Raw genomic sequence first — 12,607 nt, 5'->3', positions numbered from 1 at the left:
TGCGCGACGGCTCCTCAGGGGCGAGGCACACGGTCTCGCGGGGAACGTGCCGCGCTCAGAACGCCCACCGCGTATGGGTGTAGACCCCGTCGTTCCGCCCGAAGCCGTACGCCGTGTCCGGAACCACGGCGAACACCAGCACGTCCCCCTTCCGGAACGCATCCCCGATCCCGTGGAAGGTGCCTTCGGGCGCGGTGACGTGTGCCCCGTACTTCGCTTCGTAGGCCGCGATGACCTCCTCCAGCACCGCTGGATCGGCGACGCGTTCGGCCTCACCCTCGACCACGAGGTCGAGCCCTTCGCCGAGCGAGTTGGTGCCGGTCGTCAGCGCGCAGTGCCCGTCATGGGCGAGGTTCCTGGCCTTCTGCTCGTCGGTGCCGGTGGAGAAGTACAACACCCCGTCGTGCCAGGCGGCGATCACGGGCGTGACGTGCAGCCGGCCGTCGGGCCGCACCGTGGACACCCAGAAGATCTCGGCGGCCGCCAGCTGCCGCTGGGCCTCGGCCCACTCGGTGGCGGTGACGTCCGCCGCACCGGGGCGGGGATTGAGTGCGGAGCTGTAGCGGGCGTCCAGCTCGGACGTGGGCTGCTTGGCGGGTCCCTGTGTCGGCATGGTGGATCTCCTTCCTCTCCTCCATGAAGACCGTCCGCACGGACCGAACTCATCGCCACGCCGACGGATTGCCAAATCTTGATCGTCAAGTGATCGCGCGTCCCGCGTGTCCCCGGCCATGAGGAGCCCCAGCAGGCCGGGCAACCGCTGCTCGACGTGCTTCTCGGCACCCTGATGGTGAACGCCGCCCCGTGCCGGCCCCGCACCGCCGGGTGTCCGCACGGCCCTCTGCGACGGCACGCACCTGCCCGGCGTCCGGTCTCGCAACGTCAGGGCCGGGCGAGGGCCAGTTGCGCGGCGGCGTGCTCCAGAAGCATCTCCAGGGCCGCCGGATAGGCGCTGTGCGGCATCCGCCGGGCGAGCAGCGGTGCTGTGGCGGCGATGTTCGGGTGCGACTCGGCGGGCAGGTGCGCGTAGGTCGTGTGCCACATCTCCTCGTCTCCCGCGCGCGCCTCGTCCGCCAGGGCGAGTGATCCGGCGTCGAGTGCGGCGAAGGCGAGACTCTGGTCGATGAACGCGTGGTACACGCTGACCGCCACCGGGTCGGGCAGCCCGGCACCGCGCAGGATACCGAGGATGGTCTCGTCCACCGCGATCTCGCGAGCCCGCCCGGTGACCCGGCTGGCGGTGAGGACGGCCGCCTGCGGGTGGGCGAGGTACGAGGCGTGGACGGCCCGGCCCAGAGCACGCAGATCCGCGCGCCAGTCCCCGGTCGCCGTCCAGTCGGCGAGCGCCCGGCCCATCAGCTCGTCCCCGATGGCCCGGGCCAGATCGTCCATCCCGGCGAAGTAGCGGTACAGGGTGCTGGGATCGGCGCCCAGGGCCGCGCCCAGACGTCGGGCCGTCAGACCGGCGCTGCCGTGCTCGCGCAGCACCCGCAGGGCGGTGTCCACGATGATCTCTTCGGACAGCACGGTCCCAGTGCGCGTGGGCCGCCTGCGACGACGCGCCGCCTCCGGAACCACTTGCTTCGCCATGAACGCCGCCCTCCACTGCCTCCGCCGGGCTCTTATGCCAACAGGGTTGACCTTATCTCCCGGCATGCCGTTGCATCGAGCCCTGTCCGGAGGCGCCTGCCTCCTGGACGACCGGAAGAAAGGTGTGTGAGATGCGCGTACTTCTGGTGGGTGCGGGCGGCGTCGGGACTGCTGTCACCCGGATCGCGGCTCGCCGCGACTTCCTCACCCACATGGTCGTCGCCGACTACGACCTCGCCCGTGCCGAGGCCGCCGTCACGGCCCTGGGGGAGCGGGGTGCGCGGTTCAGCGCGCGGCGGCTGGATGCCTCGGACCAGGACGCGGTCCGCCGCACGCTCGTCGACGAGCGGTGCGACGTCCTGCTCAACGCCACCGACCCCAGGTTCGTGATGCCGCTGTTCCGGGCGGCCCTGGAGGCCGGCGCGCACTACCTCGACATGGCGATGTCACTGTCCGCGCCGCACGGCTCCCGCCCGTACGAGGAATGCGGTGTGAAGCTCGGGGACGAGCAGTTCGCGCTGGCCCGGCGCTGGGAGGAGGCCGGACTGCTGGCACTGGTGGGCATGGGCGTCGAGCCGGGTCTGTCGGACGTCTTCGCCCGCTACGCGGCCGACGAACTCTTCGACGACATCGAGGAGATCGGCGTACGGGACGGCGCCAACCTGATGGTGGCGGGCTACGACTTCGCGCCGTCCTTCAGCATCTGGACGACCATCGAGGAGTGCCTCAACCCGCCGGTGGTCTACGAGAGGGACCGCGGCTGGTTCACCACCGCTCCCTTCAGCGAGCCCGAGGTCTTCGACTTTCCCGAGGGCATCGGACCGGTGGAGTGTGTCAACGTCGAGCACGAAGAGGTGCTGCTGATCCCGCGCTGGGTGGACGCGCGCCGTGTCACGTTCAAGTACGGACTCGGCGGCGACTTCATCGCCAAGCTGAAGACCCTGCACGAACTGGGCCTGGACTCGACGGCCGAGGTGACCGTGCGCGGGGACGACGGACCCGTACGGGTGTCCCCGCGAGACGTCGTGGCCGCCTGCCTGCCCGACCCGGCCGGCCTGGGGGACCGGATGACGGGCAAGACCTGCGCCGGCACATGGGTGAAGGGGACCAAGGACGGGGCGCCGCGCGAGGTGTACCTGTACCACGTGGTCGACAACGAGTGGTCGATGCGCGAGTACGGCTCCCAGGCCGTCGTCTGGCAGACGGCGGTCAACCCGGTCGTGGCCCTGGAACTGCTGGCCGTCGGCGCCTGGTCCGGCAAGGGCGTACTCGGAGCGGAAGCCCTGCCACCGCGCCCCTACCTGGACCTGCTCACCGCGTACGGCTCACCCTGGGGCCTGCGCGACGAGGCCTGATCCCCAGGGGGTTCGGCGTCGGCGTCAGCGACGCAGCCCCAGGGACTCCCGCCCCGCGTAGCGGGCCTGGGTGCCCAGTTCCTCCTCGATGCGGACGAGTTGGTTGTACTTGGCGGTGCGGTCGGAACGGGACAGGGAGCCGGTCTTGATCTGGCCGCAGCCGGTGGCGACGGCGAGGTCGGCGATGGTGGTGTCCTCGGTCTCGCCGGAGCGGTGGGACATGACGACGGTGTAGCCCGCGCGGTGGGCGGTGGCGACCGTGGCCAGGGTCTCGGTGAGGGTGCCGATCTGGTTGACCTTCACCAGGACGGAGTTGGCGATGCCGTCCCGGATGCCGGCGCGCAGCAGTGCCTCGTTGGTGCAGAAGACGTCGTCGCCGGTGAGCTGGCAGCGGTCGCCGAGCCGGGCGGTCAGCGCGCGCCAGCCGTCGTGGTCGTCCTCGGCCATCGGGTCCTCGATCGAGGCGACGGGGTAGCGGTCGACCAGAGCGGCCAGGTAGTCGGCGTGTTCGGCGGGGGTACGGCGGAGGCCCTCGCCCGTGTAGTCGTACATGCCGTCGCGGAAGAACTCCGAGGTGGCCGGGTCCATGACGATCGTGATGTCGGTGCCGGGCTTGTAGCCGGTCCGCTCGACGGCGCTCACGACGAAGTCCAGGGCCTCCTGCGCGGTGCGCAGATCGGGCGCGAAGCCGCCCTCGTCGCCGACGTTCACGCTGTGGCCGGCGGCGAGCAGATCGCCGCGCAGGGTGTGGAAGACCTCCGAGCCCATGCGGACGGCCTCGGCGAAGGTGGCCGCCCCGATCGGGGCGATCATGAACTCCTGGAAGTCGAGCGGATTGTCGGCGTGGGCGCCGCCGTTGACGATGTTCATCATCGGCACGGGCAGCAGCCGGGCGTCGACTCCGCCGATGTAGCGGTAGAGCGGCAGCCGGTGGGCGCAGGCGGCGGCCTTGGCGGTGGCCAGCGAGACGCCGAGCAGGGCGTTGGCGCCGAGCCGCGACTTGGTCTCCGTGCCGTCCAGTTCGGTCATCGTGCGGTCGACGGTCGCCTGGTCCTCGGCGTCGAGCCCGGTCACGGCGTCCGCGATGCTCTCGTTCACGGCGTCCACGGCCCGTCGGACCCCCTTGCCGTGGAACCTGGCGGGGTCGCCGTCGCGCAGTTCCACCGCCTCCCGGGCACCGGTGGAGGCGCCGGACGGTACGGCCGCGCGGCCGAGCGATCCGTCCTTGAGCTCCACGTCCACCTCGACGGTCGGATTGCCCCGGCTGTCGATGATCTCCCGTGCGACGACCCGGCTGATGGCGGTCACGCTGCAACTCCTCACGCTGGGCCCGCGGAGCCGCGGGCAGTAAGTTCCCTAATGAAACAAAGTGAGTCCCGAAAAGGAACTTACTATGGACGCGTGAGGATGCACAACGCTGACGAGACCTGCGGCATCGCCCAGGCCGCCATGGTCCTGGGAGACTGGTGGAACGTTCTGGTGCTGCGAGAGGTCGCCCGCGGACACGTCCGTTTCGACGCCCTGGCCGCCGAGATCGGCCTGTCCCGCAAGGTGCTCACCGAGCGCCTCGGCAGACTCGTCGCCCACGGGGTTCTGCAGCGCAGCCTCTACCAACGGCGTCCGGTGCGCTACGAATACCTCCTCACGGATGCCGGGATCGCGCTGCTGCCGTTGCTCGTGGCCATGCAGGACTGGGGCGACCGGTGGGTGCTGGGCGATGGCAGCGTGACGGCGACGGCGGCGGCGGACGGTGCCGAGCACGCCCGGGTGCACGCCCTGGTCGGCACCCGCCTGCCCGACGGTCTCGAACTGCCCGGTACGCAAGGCGCCGACCTGCCCCTCGTCGCACCGGACTCCGTCGCGACCGTGCTGTTCGCCTACCCCGGCACCGGTGTCGAGTGGGGTGAGCGGATCCCCGGCGCCATCGGCTGCACGCTGGAGAACCGGCTGTTCCGGGACGCCTGGCCCGACTTCCGGCGGGCGGGCGTGGACGTGCGCGGCATCAGCACCCAACTCCCGTACGAACAGGCGGAGTTCGCTCGCATAGAGAAGGTTCCGTACCCTCTCCTCTCCGACGCCGGACACCAGCTGGCCGCGGCCCTGCGGCTGCCGACCTTCCGTGGCGCGGGCCGGCTCCGGCACAAACGCCTGATCCTGATCGTCGACGCCGAACGGACCGTACGGCACGCCCTGTTCCCCGTCGTCGACATCCCGCACGCCGTCGCACAGAGCCTGCGGCTGGCCGCGGACTGGGCCCGGACGATGTGAGCCGGGTCCGGCACGCCTTCTGGAGGAAGCCGGTCCTCAGCCGTTCCGTTCCGGGCCGTCGCCGGGCTGTTCCTGGTGGGAGTAGCGCTGTTCCCGCCAGGGGTCGGCGACGTTGTGGTAGCCGCGTTCCTCCCAGAAGCCACGGCGGTCCTGCGTGAGGTACTCGACGGCGCGCAGCCACTTGGGGCTCTTGTAGCCGTACAGGTGGGGCACGACGAGACGGAGCGGGAAGCCGTGTTCGGCGGTGAGGGGTTCGCCGTTGTGATGGGTGGCCAACAGGGTCTGCGGGGTCGTGAAGTCGGCCAGGCGGAGGTTGGCGGCATAGCCGTACTCCGCCCAGGCCATGACGTGCGTGACCTCCGGCCCGGGCGGGACCAGTTCCAGGACGGCAGTGGCGGGGATTCCGTACCACTCGTGGTCGGTGGACGTGGGGCCGGACGCGCAGTGCAGGTCGGCGACGACCGTACGGTGGGGCAGTCCGGTCAGCTCGTCGAAGCTCCAGCGGTGCTCGGCGCCGTCGGCGGTGGCGCCGAAGACCCGCAGGTTCCAGCGCTCGGGGCGGAAACGGGGGACGGGCCCGTAGTGCGACACCGGCCAGCCGTGCACCAGGCGCTGGCCGGGAGGGACACGGCGGGACGCATCCGCTGCGGCCTCGGCCGTGCCTGGTCGGTCGCTTGCCACGCGGGGGTGTCCCTTCGTCGGCGGTGTGCTGGTGAGGGCTGCCTTCCCCGTGCAGCGTAGGCGCTCACGTGCGGTGACGCCCAGGCCGGGGCCGGGTGCGTGTGTGCGGGCCGCGCCTTACTAGAATTCCGGTCACGGTGCCATCGCCCACCAGGCGCTCTCCCGGCACCACCGACGCCCTGGCCGAGGAGGGCCGCGATCATGCGCGAGCTGGCGGATACGGCACAGCAGTGGGCGGCCCAGGGCCGTACGGGCGTACTCGCCCGCCCGATCACCGAGCAGGGCTTCGGCCCCCGGCACCCGGCCGACGCGGTCCTGATCGACGCCGACGGTCACTGCCACGGCACCCTGTACCGCGGGGTGTTCGACGAGCACCTCGCCGCGGAGGCCGCCGCGCTGGCCGCCGGGCACACGGCACGCGTCTGCGAGGTGTCCGTCCACGACGACGAGGTCAAGCAGGCGGGTCTGACCTGCGGCGGGCAGGCCGAGGTCCTGCTGCAGCCGCTCGGCACCATTCCCGCCCGCTGGTGGGCGCTGCTGGGACAGGGAGCCGACGCGGCATTGGTCACCCGGCTGGACGAGGGGCAGACGCACGCGGTCAGCACCCTCGCGACACCGGAGCGGCAGGACGGTGTCGTCGGTGCGGAAGGGCCCGTCCAGGCCATGGAACGTGCCCGGGATCTGCTCGTCCGCCGCCGGTCCGGCCGTGACACCCGCTTCACGGACGAAGGACTCGTCCTGATCGAGTCCTTCCCGGCCGTACCCCACCTGGTCATCGCCGGAGGGGGCGAGCTGGCCGAACTCCTCGTCGCGCAGGCCCATGTGCTGGACTGGCAGGCCACCGTGGCGCTCGCCGCCGAGGACGCCGTCACGCTGCTCGCCGAGCGTCCGGCGGCCGCCTGTCTGATCGTCCTGAGTCATGAACCGGAGGTCGACATCCCGGTTCTGCACGCCGCCCTGACCAGCGGTATCGCCTATGTCGGCGCGCTCGGTTCACGGCGTACCCAGGCCCGGCGCGCCCAGGCCCTCGCCCAGGCCGGCCTCGACGAGGCACACATCGGGCGCATCCACGGTCCGATCGGCCTCGACCTGGGCGCTCGCACCCCGGCCGAGACGGCGCTGGCCGTCTGTGCCGAGGTGCTCGCCGCCCTCGACGGGCGCGCGGCCCGGGTCCTGCGCGAGGGGTCCGGGCCGATCAACACCTGACCGGAGGCGGTTCGACGGCCGCTCGGGGGCGGCTCATCGCCTGACTGGGGTGCCCGGAGTCACGCGGTCGCGAGGGACACCTCGGTCGACTTGATCAGGGCGACGACCGGTGAACCGGCCGCCAGTCCGAGGTCGCCGACCGCGTCCTTGGTGATCGCGGCGGTCAGCTCACCGCCGTCCACCGCGACCTTGACGGTGGCCATCGCCCCGCCCGTGGCGACGTCGCTGACCGTGCCGGGCAACTGGTTGCGGATCGACACACCCGCCACGCGGCCGGTGGCGAGCGCGACCTCGGTGGACTTCATCATGGCGCGGACGGCCGAACCCTCGGCGAGCCCCAGTTCCTTCACGGCCTCCAGCGTGATCGCCGCGGTGAGGTCCTGGCCGCCGTCGAGGCGCACCTTCACGGTCGCCATCACCTCACCGGGAGTGACTGCGGTGACGGTACCGGGAATCTGGTTGCGGATGCTCAGGCTCATGACGGAAGGCCTCGCAGACTGGGAAAGGGGGTGAATTGCCACATTTTGTGCCGGCTGTGACTCCACAAGCTAGCCGGTTCGATCGTGCTCGTTGTGAGCCCTCTCGCATCCGCCACTCTCGGATTCGACCGGCCTTCGCAGATCGGAGGAACCCGACAAGGGCGCTGTCCGCCAACGAAATCCCGACGTCCTCTCGCCGTGATGGCACATGCTGGGGTGATGCGGAGAATGCACTGGCAAATACATATCCTTCTGTGCTCATTACCTCGTATGTGCGTTTGGATCCAGCCACTGCTCGGGTACGGTCGGGCGGGAGGTGGTAGCCCGTGATCCAGATCGTGGAGCACGTACCGCAGGAAGGGCCGTACGCCATCGGCGCCGCGCTCGAGGCGGCCGGGCTGTCGGCCCGCGTCTGCCGGACCTGGGCGGGCGACCCGGTGCCGGACACGGCGGACGACATGGTGGCTCTGGTGCTGATGGGCGGGCCGATGGCCGCCTACGAGGACTTCCCCGGCCGCGGCGCGGAACTCGCGCTGCTGCGCGCCGCGCTGGAGGCCGAGATCCCCGTGCTGGGCGTGTGCCTCGGCGCGCAGCTGCTGGCGGTCGCGGCGGGCGGTACCGCTCGGCCCGGCGACGGCGCGCAGATCGGCTGGGGCGACGTACGGATGACCGAGGCCGCGCACGACGACCCCCTGTTCGGCGCTGCTCCCGAGCGGCTGCGGGCGCTGCACTGGCACAGCGACACGATGGACCTGCCGGCCGGGGCGACGCTGCTGGCCTCCTGCGACCGCTACCCGGTCCAGGCGTTCCGCATCGCCGACTCGGCGTGGGGGATCCAGTGTCACCTGGAGGTGGACGGGACGGCGGTCGAATGCTTCGCCGACGCCTTCCCGGAGGCGGCGGCCACCGCGCCCGGCCTGCTCGAGTCCGCACCCGCCGAACTGGCCGCGCTGGCCCGGCACCGCGATGCGGTGTTCGAACGGTTCGCCGCCTTCGTCGCGGCCCGGGCCGAGCGGACGGCGACACGCGCCTTCTTCACACGGCGCGCGGCCACCTGGGAGGAGCGCTTCGCCGACGACGGCCCGCGGTACGCGGCGGCGGTCGACCGGATGGGACTGCGCCCCGGCCGGCGCGTCCTCGATCTGGGCTGCGGCACCGGCCGGGCGCTGCCCGCGCTGCGCGCCTGGGTCGGTGACGGGGGTGTCGTCGCCGGCATCGACCTCACGCCCGCGATGCTCACGGCAGCGGTGCGCGAAGGCCGGGACAAGGAGGGGCATCTGCTGCTGGCCGACGCCTGCCGACTGCCGCTGCCGACGGCGGCGGTGGACGCGGTCTTCAGCGCGGGCCTGGTCAATCACGTACCCGACCCCGCGACGGCCTTGCACGAATGGGCCAGAGTCACCGCCCCGGGCGGTGTCCTGCTGCTCTTCCACCCCTCCGGCCGCGCCGAACGCGCCGCCCGTCACGGCCGTCCCCTCGACCCGGACGACCCGCTGGCCGAGGAGAACCTGCGCCCCGCCCTGCGGGCGGCCGGCTGGGAGCTGTCCTGTTACGAGGACGCCCCGCAGCACTTCCTGGCGCGTGCCGAGCGCGTCGACGGATGAACCTGTCACACCTCGCCCTGGCGCACCGACCCCGTATCGCCGCCCTGGTCCACGCGACCCTGGGAGACCTGGGAACGACCGTCAACGTCGGTGCGGATGCGGGCAGTTACGAGCCCGTCGACCGTGGCCGTGGTCCGCCTGATCGCCGAAGGGCGGATGGCCGACGAGCGAGCCGATGTCGCCCGGGTGCTGTCGACCGGCGCGGCGCACCTGCTCGACGTCATCGCCGACGGTGCCCCTGTCCAGGGCCGTCGTGCCGATCGTGTGCCGACCCGGGCGAGCGTGCCGGGCGGGTCACACGTTGAGGGCGTCCAGAATCGGCTCCATGGCGAGAACGCCGCCGAGGCCGAGGAGTGCGAGCACCGTCGTGTAGGTGGTGCGCGCCTTGATCGCGTCGATGACGGACAGGCTGAAGTACTCCTTGAACATCCAGAATCCCGGGTCGTTGACGTGGGAGAAGGCGATCGATCCGCAGGAGATGGCCAGGACCATGATCTCGGGGTGGACTCCGCTGCCGGAGAGCAGCGGCAGCGCCACGCCCGAGGCGGTGACGACGGCGACGGTCGCCGAACCGAGGGCCACACGGAGGATGGCCGCGATGAGCCAGGCGAGGACGATCGGCGACAGGGACCAGCCGCCGGCCGTGTTCTTGATGTAGTCCGAGATCCCGCCCTCCACGAGGACCTGTTTGAACGCGCCGCCCGCGCCGATCACGAGGAGGATCATCGCCATCGCCTGGGCGGCCGACCGGCAGGAGGCGCTCACCTCTTCGAGGCTGCGGCCGATCCGCGGGCCGAACGCCCAGATCGCGACGGCGAGCGTGAGCAGCAGAGCGATGGGCGCCGAACCGACGAAGGCGACGAAGTGCAGGACGGGCCCCGAGCCGGAGGTCGCCAGATCGGTCACCGCGGCTCCGGCGATGAGGACCACGGGCAGCAGGGCCACCGAGAGCGACCAGCCCATGCCCGGCATCTCGTCGTCGGTGAAGACGCGGTCGCTGACCAGACCTGTGGGTATGGAGGGGTTCATCCTCCGGACGAACGGAAGGCGCGGCCATATCAGGGCGATGAGCGTGCCGGCCGGGACGGCGATGAACAGGCCGTAGAACAGGGTCAGTCCGACCGAGGCGTGGAACGTCGCGGCGACCGAGGTCGGCCCGGGGTGCGGCGGCAGGAAGCTGTGCATGGTGGACAGGGCGATCGACATCGGCAGCCCGACCCACAGCAGGTTCGTCCGCGTGACGCGTACGAGGGTGAAGGCGACCGGCACGATGATGACGAACGCGACCTCGTAGAACATGGTGACGCCGATCAGCATGGCCGACAGCACCATGGCGACCTGGACCCAGCGCGGGCCGCAGAGGTCGAGGAGCCTGCCGGCGATCCGCTGGGCGGCGCCCGAGTCGCCCATCACCCGGCCGACCATCGCGCCGAGCCCGATGGTGAGCATGGTGTCACCGATCTGCCCGCCGATGCCCTCGGAGAGCACGTCGGGGATCTTCTCCAGCGGGATGCCCCGGACGAGGCCGACACCCACGGCCACGAACAGCAGGGCGGCGAAGCCGTTGAGCCTCAGCTTTGTCATCAGGAAGAGCAGGACCAGTACGCCGACGGCTACGACAACAAGTGGCATGCGCCAGTTCCCCTTTGAACCATGGTCGCGTCCATGAACGATGGTGTCCTCGCATGAGGATTCCGTCTACATATGAGGCTGGAGGCTATGGATGTGGACGGCCCAGGTCAATGGGTGTGCAAGGAGCGGGATCTGACGCGCCGTCGACTCCGCCTGATGTCATGGGCGCAGGGGGTAGGTTGGGCGGCGCCCGGCGGGTCTCCGTCCGGCGACATGCGGGGTGAGGGAGCGGGCTTTGGGCGTCGCGCTGTTGGCACTCGGCGGCACGATATCGGTGCCGGGCGGCACGCGGGGAGCGCGGCTGGGCGGTGCTGAGATCACCGCGGCTGTACCGGGCCTGGCCGAACTGGGGGTCCCGCTGGACGTACGGGACGTGCAGGCCGTGCCCAGCGGAAGTCTCACCTTCGCGCAGGTCCTCGACGTCGTCGCCATCGCCTCACGGGGCGTGGCCGAGGGTGCGGACGGCGTCGTCGTCACACAGGGCACCGACACCCTGGAGGAGACGGCCTTCCTGGTCGACCTGGTGTGGCCCTACGACGCGCCCTTCGTGCTGACGGGCGCGATGCGACAGCCGGCCATGGCGGGGGCGGACGGCCCGGCCAACGTGCTCGCCGCTGTGCGCGTCGCCGCGGCGCGAGAGGCACGCGGTGCGGGCGCGCTGGTCGTCCTCAACGACGAGGTGCACGCGGCGCGATGGGTACGCAAGACACACAGCACGAGCCCCGCGACCTTCGCCTCGCCGAGCACCGGTCCGCTCGGACATGTCGTCGAGGGCCGGGTGCGCATGCTCCTCGCCGCACCCCGGCACGAGCCGCTGTCGCACGAGCTCGACCGGGAACGACTCGAGGCCGCCCGCGTCGCGCTGCACGTGGCCACGCTGGACGACGACGGCGCCCAGCTCGAGGGGCTTGAGACCACGCACGAAGGCCTGGTCGTCGCCGGTTTCGGTGTGGGGCACGTGCCGGGCGTGCTGGCGCCGCGGCTCGGTGTGCTGGCCGAGCGCATGCCGGTCGTGCTGACCTCGCGCACCGGGAGCGGCTCGGTCCTGCGGCACTCCTACCACGCGCCCGGCTCGGAGACGGACCTGCGCCGGCGCGGACTGATCGACGGCGGTCTCCTCGACCCGTACAAGGCCCGCGTGCTGCTCCGGCTGCTGCTGGCCGACGGAGCCGGGCGCGACGACATCGCCGTGGCGTTCGCCCGACGGGGCTGACCTTCTCGTTCAACTCCTGTGGCGCCCACACCCCGTGGCGAGCGTCAGCTGCATGAGGAAGGTGTCGATCCAGCGGCCGTGTTTGTAGCCGACCGCGACCAGGTGGCCGGCGTCGGTGAAGCCGAACCGGCGGTGCAGGGCGAGGGAGGCGTCGCTCCCGGTGTCGGCGATGACGGCGATCATCTGTCGTGTCCCCGCCCGGGCGGACTCGGCTATGACCGCCTCCAGCAGGGCGGTACCGAGCCCTTGGCCGGTGGCGTCGGGCGCGAGATAGACGGTGTCCTCCACCGTGTGCCGGTACGCCGGTTTCGGACGCCAGGGAGACGCATGGGCGAAGCCGGCCACCGCGCCGTTCGACTCGGCGACGACGAAGGGCAGTTTCCGCTCGGCCAGGTCGTCCAGCCGCCCCTCCCAGGAGGCGACGGTCGGCGGAGTCTCCTCGAAGGTGGCCACGCTGTGGCGGACGTAGTGCGTGTAGATGTCGGCAACGGCCTTGAGGTCGGAGGGGCTCGCCGGGCGGACGACCGCGTGAGGTGCTGTCATCTCGACCACTCGTTTCTCTATAGTGAAATGACTGGC

Annotated in this window: 12 protein-coding genes; 5 read left to right on the top strand and 7 right to left on the bottom strand. The window is 71.3% G+C overall.

Annotated elements, in window-relative coordinates; genetic code table 11:
- Positions 1-55 precede the first annotated feature (55 nt).
- Entirely contained in the window at positions 56-613 is a 558-nt protein-coding gene (locus ADK64_RS08865) for a pyridoxamine 5'-phosphate oxidase family protein (RefSeq protein ID WP_053656807.1), read from the bottom strand.
- A 269-nt stretch (positions 614-882) separates the two neighbouring features.
- Entirely contained in the window at positions 883-1,590 is a 708-nt protein-coding gene (locus ADK64_RS08860) for a TetR/AcrR family transcriptional regulator (RefSeq protein ID WP_053656806.1), read from the bottom strand.
- Between the two features lie 131 nt (positions 1,591-1,721).
- On the opposite strand from ADK64_RS08860, the gene ADK64_RS08855 reads away from it, so the two are divergent.
- The gene (locus ADK64_RS08855) at positions 1,722-2,945 is read left to right on the top strand and encodes a saccharopine dehydrogenase family protein (protein WP_053656803.1); all 1,224 of its coding nucleotides are present in this window, start codon (positions 1,722-1,724) and stop codon (positions 2,943-2,945) included.
- Positions 2,946-2,969: 24 nt separating this feature from the next.
- Here the strand turns inward: ADK64_RS08855 and eno are convergent, their stop codons facing one another.
- Positions 2,970-4,253 carry a phosphopyruvate hydratase gene (gene eno / locus ADK64_RS08850; RefSeq protein WP_053656801.1) on the bottom strand — a complete coding sequence of 428 codons (1,284 nt, stop codon included), beginning with the start codon at positions 4,251-4,253 and terminating at the stop codon, positions 2,970-2,972.
- Positions 4,254-4,352: 99 nt separating this feature from the next.
- Between eno and ADK64_RS08845 the strand changes: the two genes are divergently transcribed.
- Positions 4,353-5,213, top strand: a complete 861-nt coding sequence (locus ADK64_RS08845; RefSeq protein ID WP_053656799.1) for a winged helix-turn-helix transcriptional regulator — start codon at positions 4,353-4,355, stop codon at positions 5,211-5,213.
- Between the two features lie 36 nt (positions 5,214-5,249).
- On the opposite strand, the gene ADK64_RS08840 is transcribed toward ADK64_RS08845, so the two are convergent.
- Positions 5,250-5,894 carry a molybdopterin-dependent oxidoreductase gene (locus ADK64_RS08840; RefSeq protein WP_053656796.1) on the bottom strand — a complete coding sequence of 215 codons (645 nt, stop codon included), beginning with the start codon at positions 5,892-5,894 and terminating at the stop codon, positions 5,250-5,252.
- A gap of 201 nt (positions 5,895-6,095) precedes the next feature.
- Here ADK64_RS08840 and ADK64_RS08835 point away from each other — a divergent pair, with 201 nt between their 5' ends.
- Positions 6,096-7,100 (top strand): XdhC family protein, encoded by a 1,005-nt coding sequence (locus tag ADK64_RS08835; RefSeq protein ID WP_053656794.1) that lies wholly within the window; start codon positions 6,096-6,098, stop codon positions 7,098-7,100.
- 59 nt (positions 7,101-7,159) lie between these two features.
- Here the strand turns inward: ADK64_RS08835 and ADK64_RS08830 are convergent, their stop codons facing one another.
- Complete coding sequence (locus tag ADK64_RS08830) at positions 7,160-7,579, bottom strand: TOBE domain-containing protein (RefSeq protein WP_053656792.1); 420 nt, start codon at positions 7,577-7,579, stop codon at positions 7,160-7,162.
- Between the two features lie 326 nt (positions 7,580-7,905).
- On the opposite strand from ADK64_RS08830, the gene ADK64_RS42635 reads away from it, so the two are divergent.
- Positions 7,906-9,183 (top strand): methyltransferase domain-containing protein, encoded by a 1,278-nt coding sequence (locus ADK64_RS42635; RefSeq protein WP_078992561.1) that lies wholly within the window; start codon positions 7,906-7,908, stop codon positions 9,181-9,183.
- A 294-nt stretch (positions 9,184-9,477) separates the two neighbouring features.
- Here the strand turns inward: ADK64_RS42635 and ADK64_RS08815 are convergent, their stop codons facing one another.
- Complete coding sequence (locus tag ADK64_RS08815; protein ID WP_267888536.1) at positions 9,478-10,857, bottom strand: gluconate:H+ symporter; 1,380 nt, start codon at positions 10,855-10,857, stop codon at positions 9,478-9,480.
- A gap of 193 nt (positions 10,858-11,050) precedes the next feature.
- Between ADK64_RS08815 and ADK64_RS08810 the strand changes: the two genes are divergently transcribed.
- Entirely contained in the window at positions 11,051-12,028 is a 978-nt protein-coding gene (locus ADK64_RS08810) for an asparaginase (protein ID WP_107092943.1), read from the top strand.
- Between the two features lie 9 nt (positions 12,029-12,037).
- Here ADK64_RS08810 and ADK64_RS08805 read toward each other — a convergent pair whose 3' ends face one another.
- Positions 12,038-12,571 (bottom strand): GNAT family N-acetyltransferase, encoded by a 534-nt coding sequence (locus ADK64_RS08805; RefSeq protein WP_053656784.1) that lies wholly within the window; start codon positions 12,569-12,571, stop codon positions 12,038-12,040.
- Positions 12,572-12,607: the final 36 nt, after the last annotated feature.

This window comes from Streptomyces sp. MMG1121 (assembly GCF_001280015.1).
GTDB lineage: Bacteria > Actinomycetota > Actinomycetes > Streptomycetales > Streptomycetaceae > Streptomyces.
The sequence above is the reverse complement of the archived record's forward strand: the minus strand, read 5'-3'. Positions and strand labels throughout refer to the sequence as shown.

Bases quoted from the DNA above. Each gene is read 5' to 3' on its own strand.
- ADK64_RS08845 (WP_053656799.1), top strand. From the start codon at position 4,353: ATGCACAACGCTGACGAGACCTGCGGCATCGCCCAGGCCGCCATGGTC.
- ADK64_RS08835 (WP_053656794.1), top strand. From the start codon at position 6,096: ATGCGCGAGCTGGCGGATACGGCACAGCAGTGGGCGGCCCAGGGCCGT.
- ADK64_RS08830 (WP_053656792.1), bottom strand. From the start codon at position 7,579: ATGAGCCTGAGCATCCGCAACCAGATTCCCGGTACCGTCACCGCAGTC.
- ADK64_RS08865 (WP_053656807.1), bottom strand. From the start codon at position 613: ATGCCGACACAGGGACCCGCCAAGCAGCCCACGTCCGAGCTGGACGCC.
- ADK64_RS08855 (WP_053656803.1), top strand. From the start codon at position 1,722: ATGCGCGTACTTCTGGTGGGTGCGGGCGGCGTCGGGACTGCTGTCACC.
- ADK64_RS08805 (WP_053656784.1), bottom strand. From the start codon at position 12,571: ATGACAGCACCTCACGCGGTCGTCCGCCCGGCGAGCCCCTCCGACCTC.
- ADK64_RS08860 (WP_053656806.1), bottom strand. From the start codon at position 1,590: ATGGCGAAGCAAGTGGTTCCGGAGGCGGCGCGTCGTCGCAGGCGGCCC.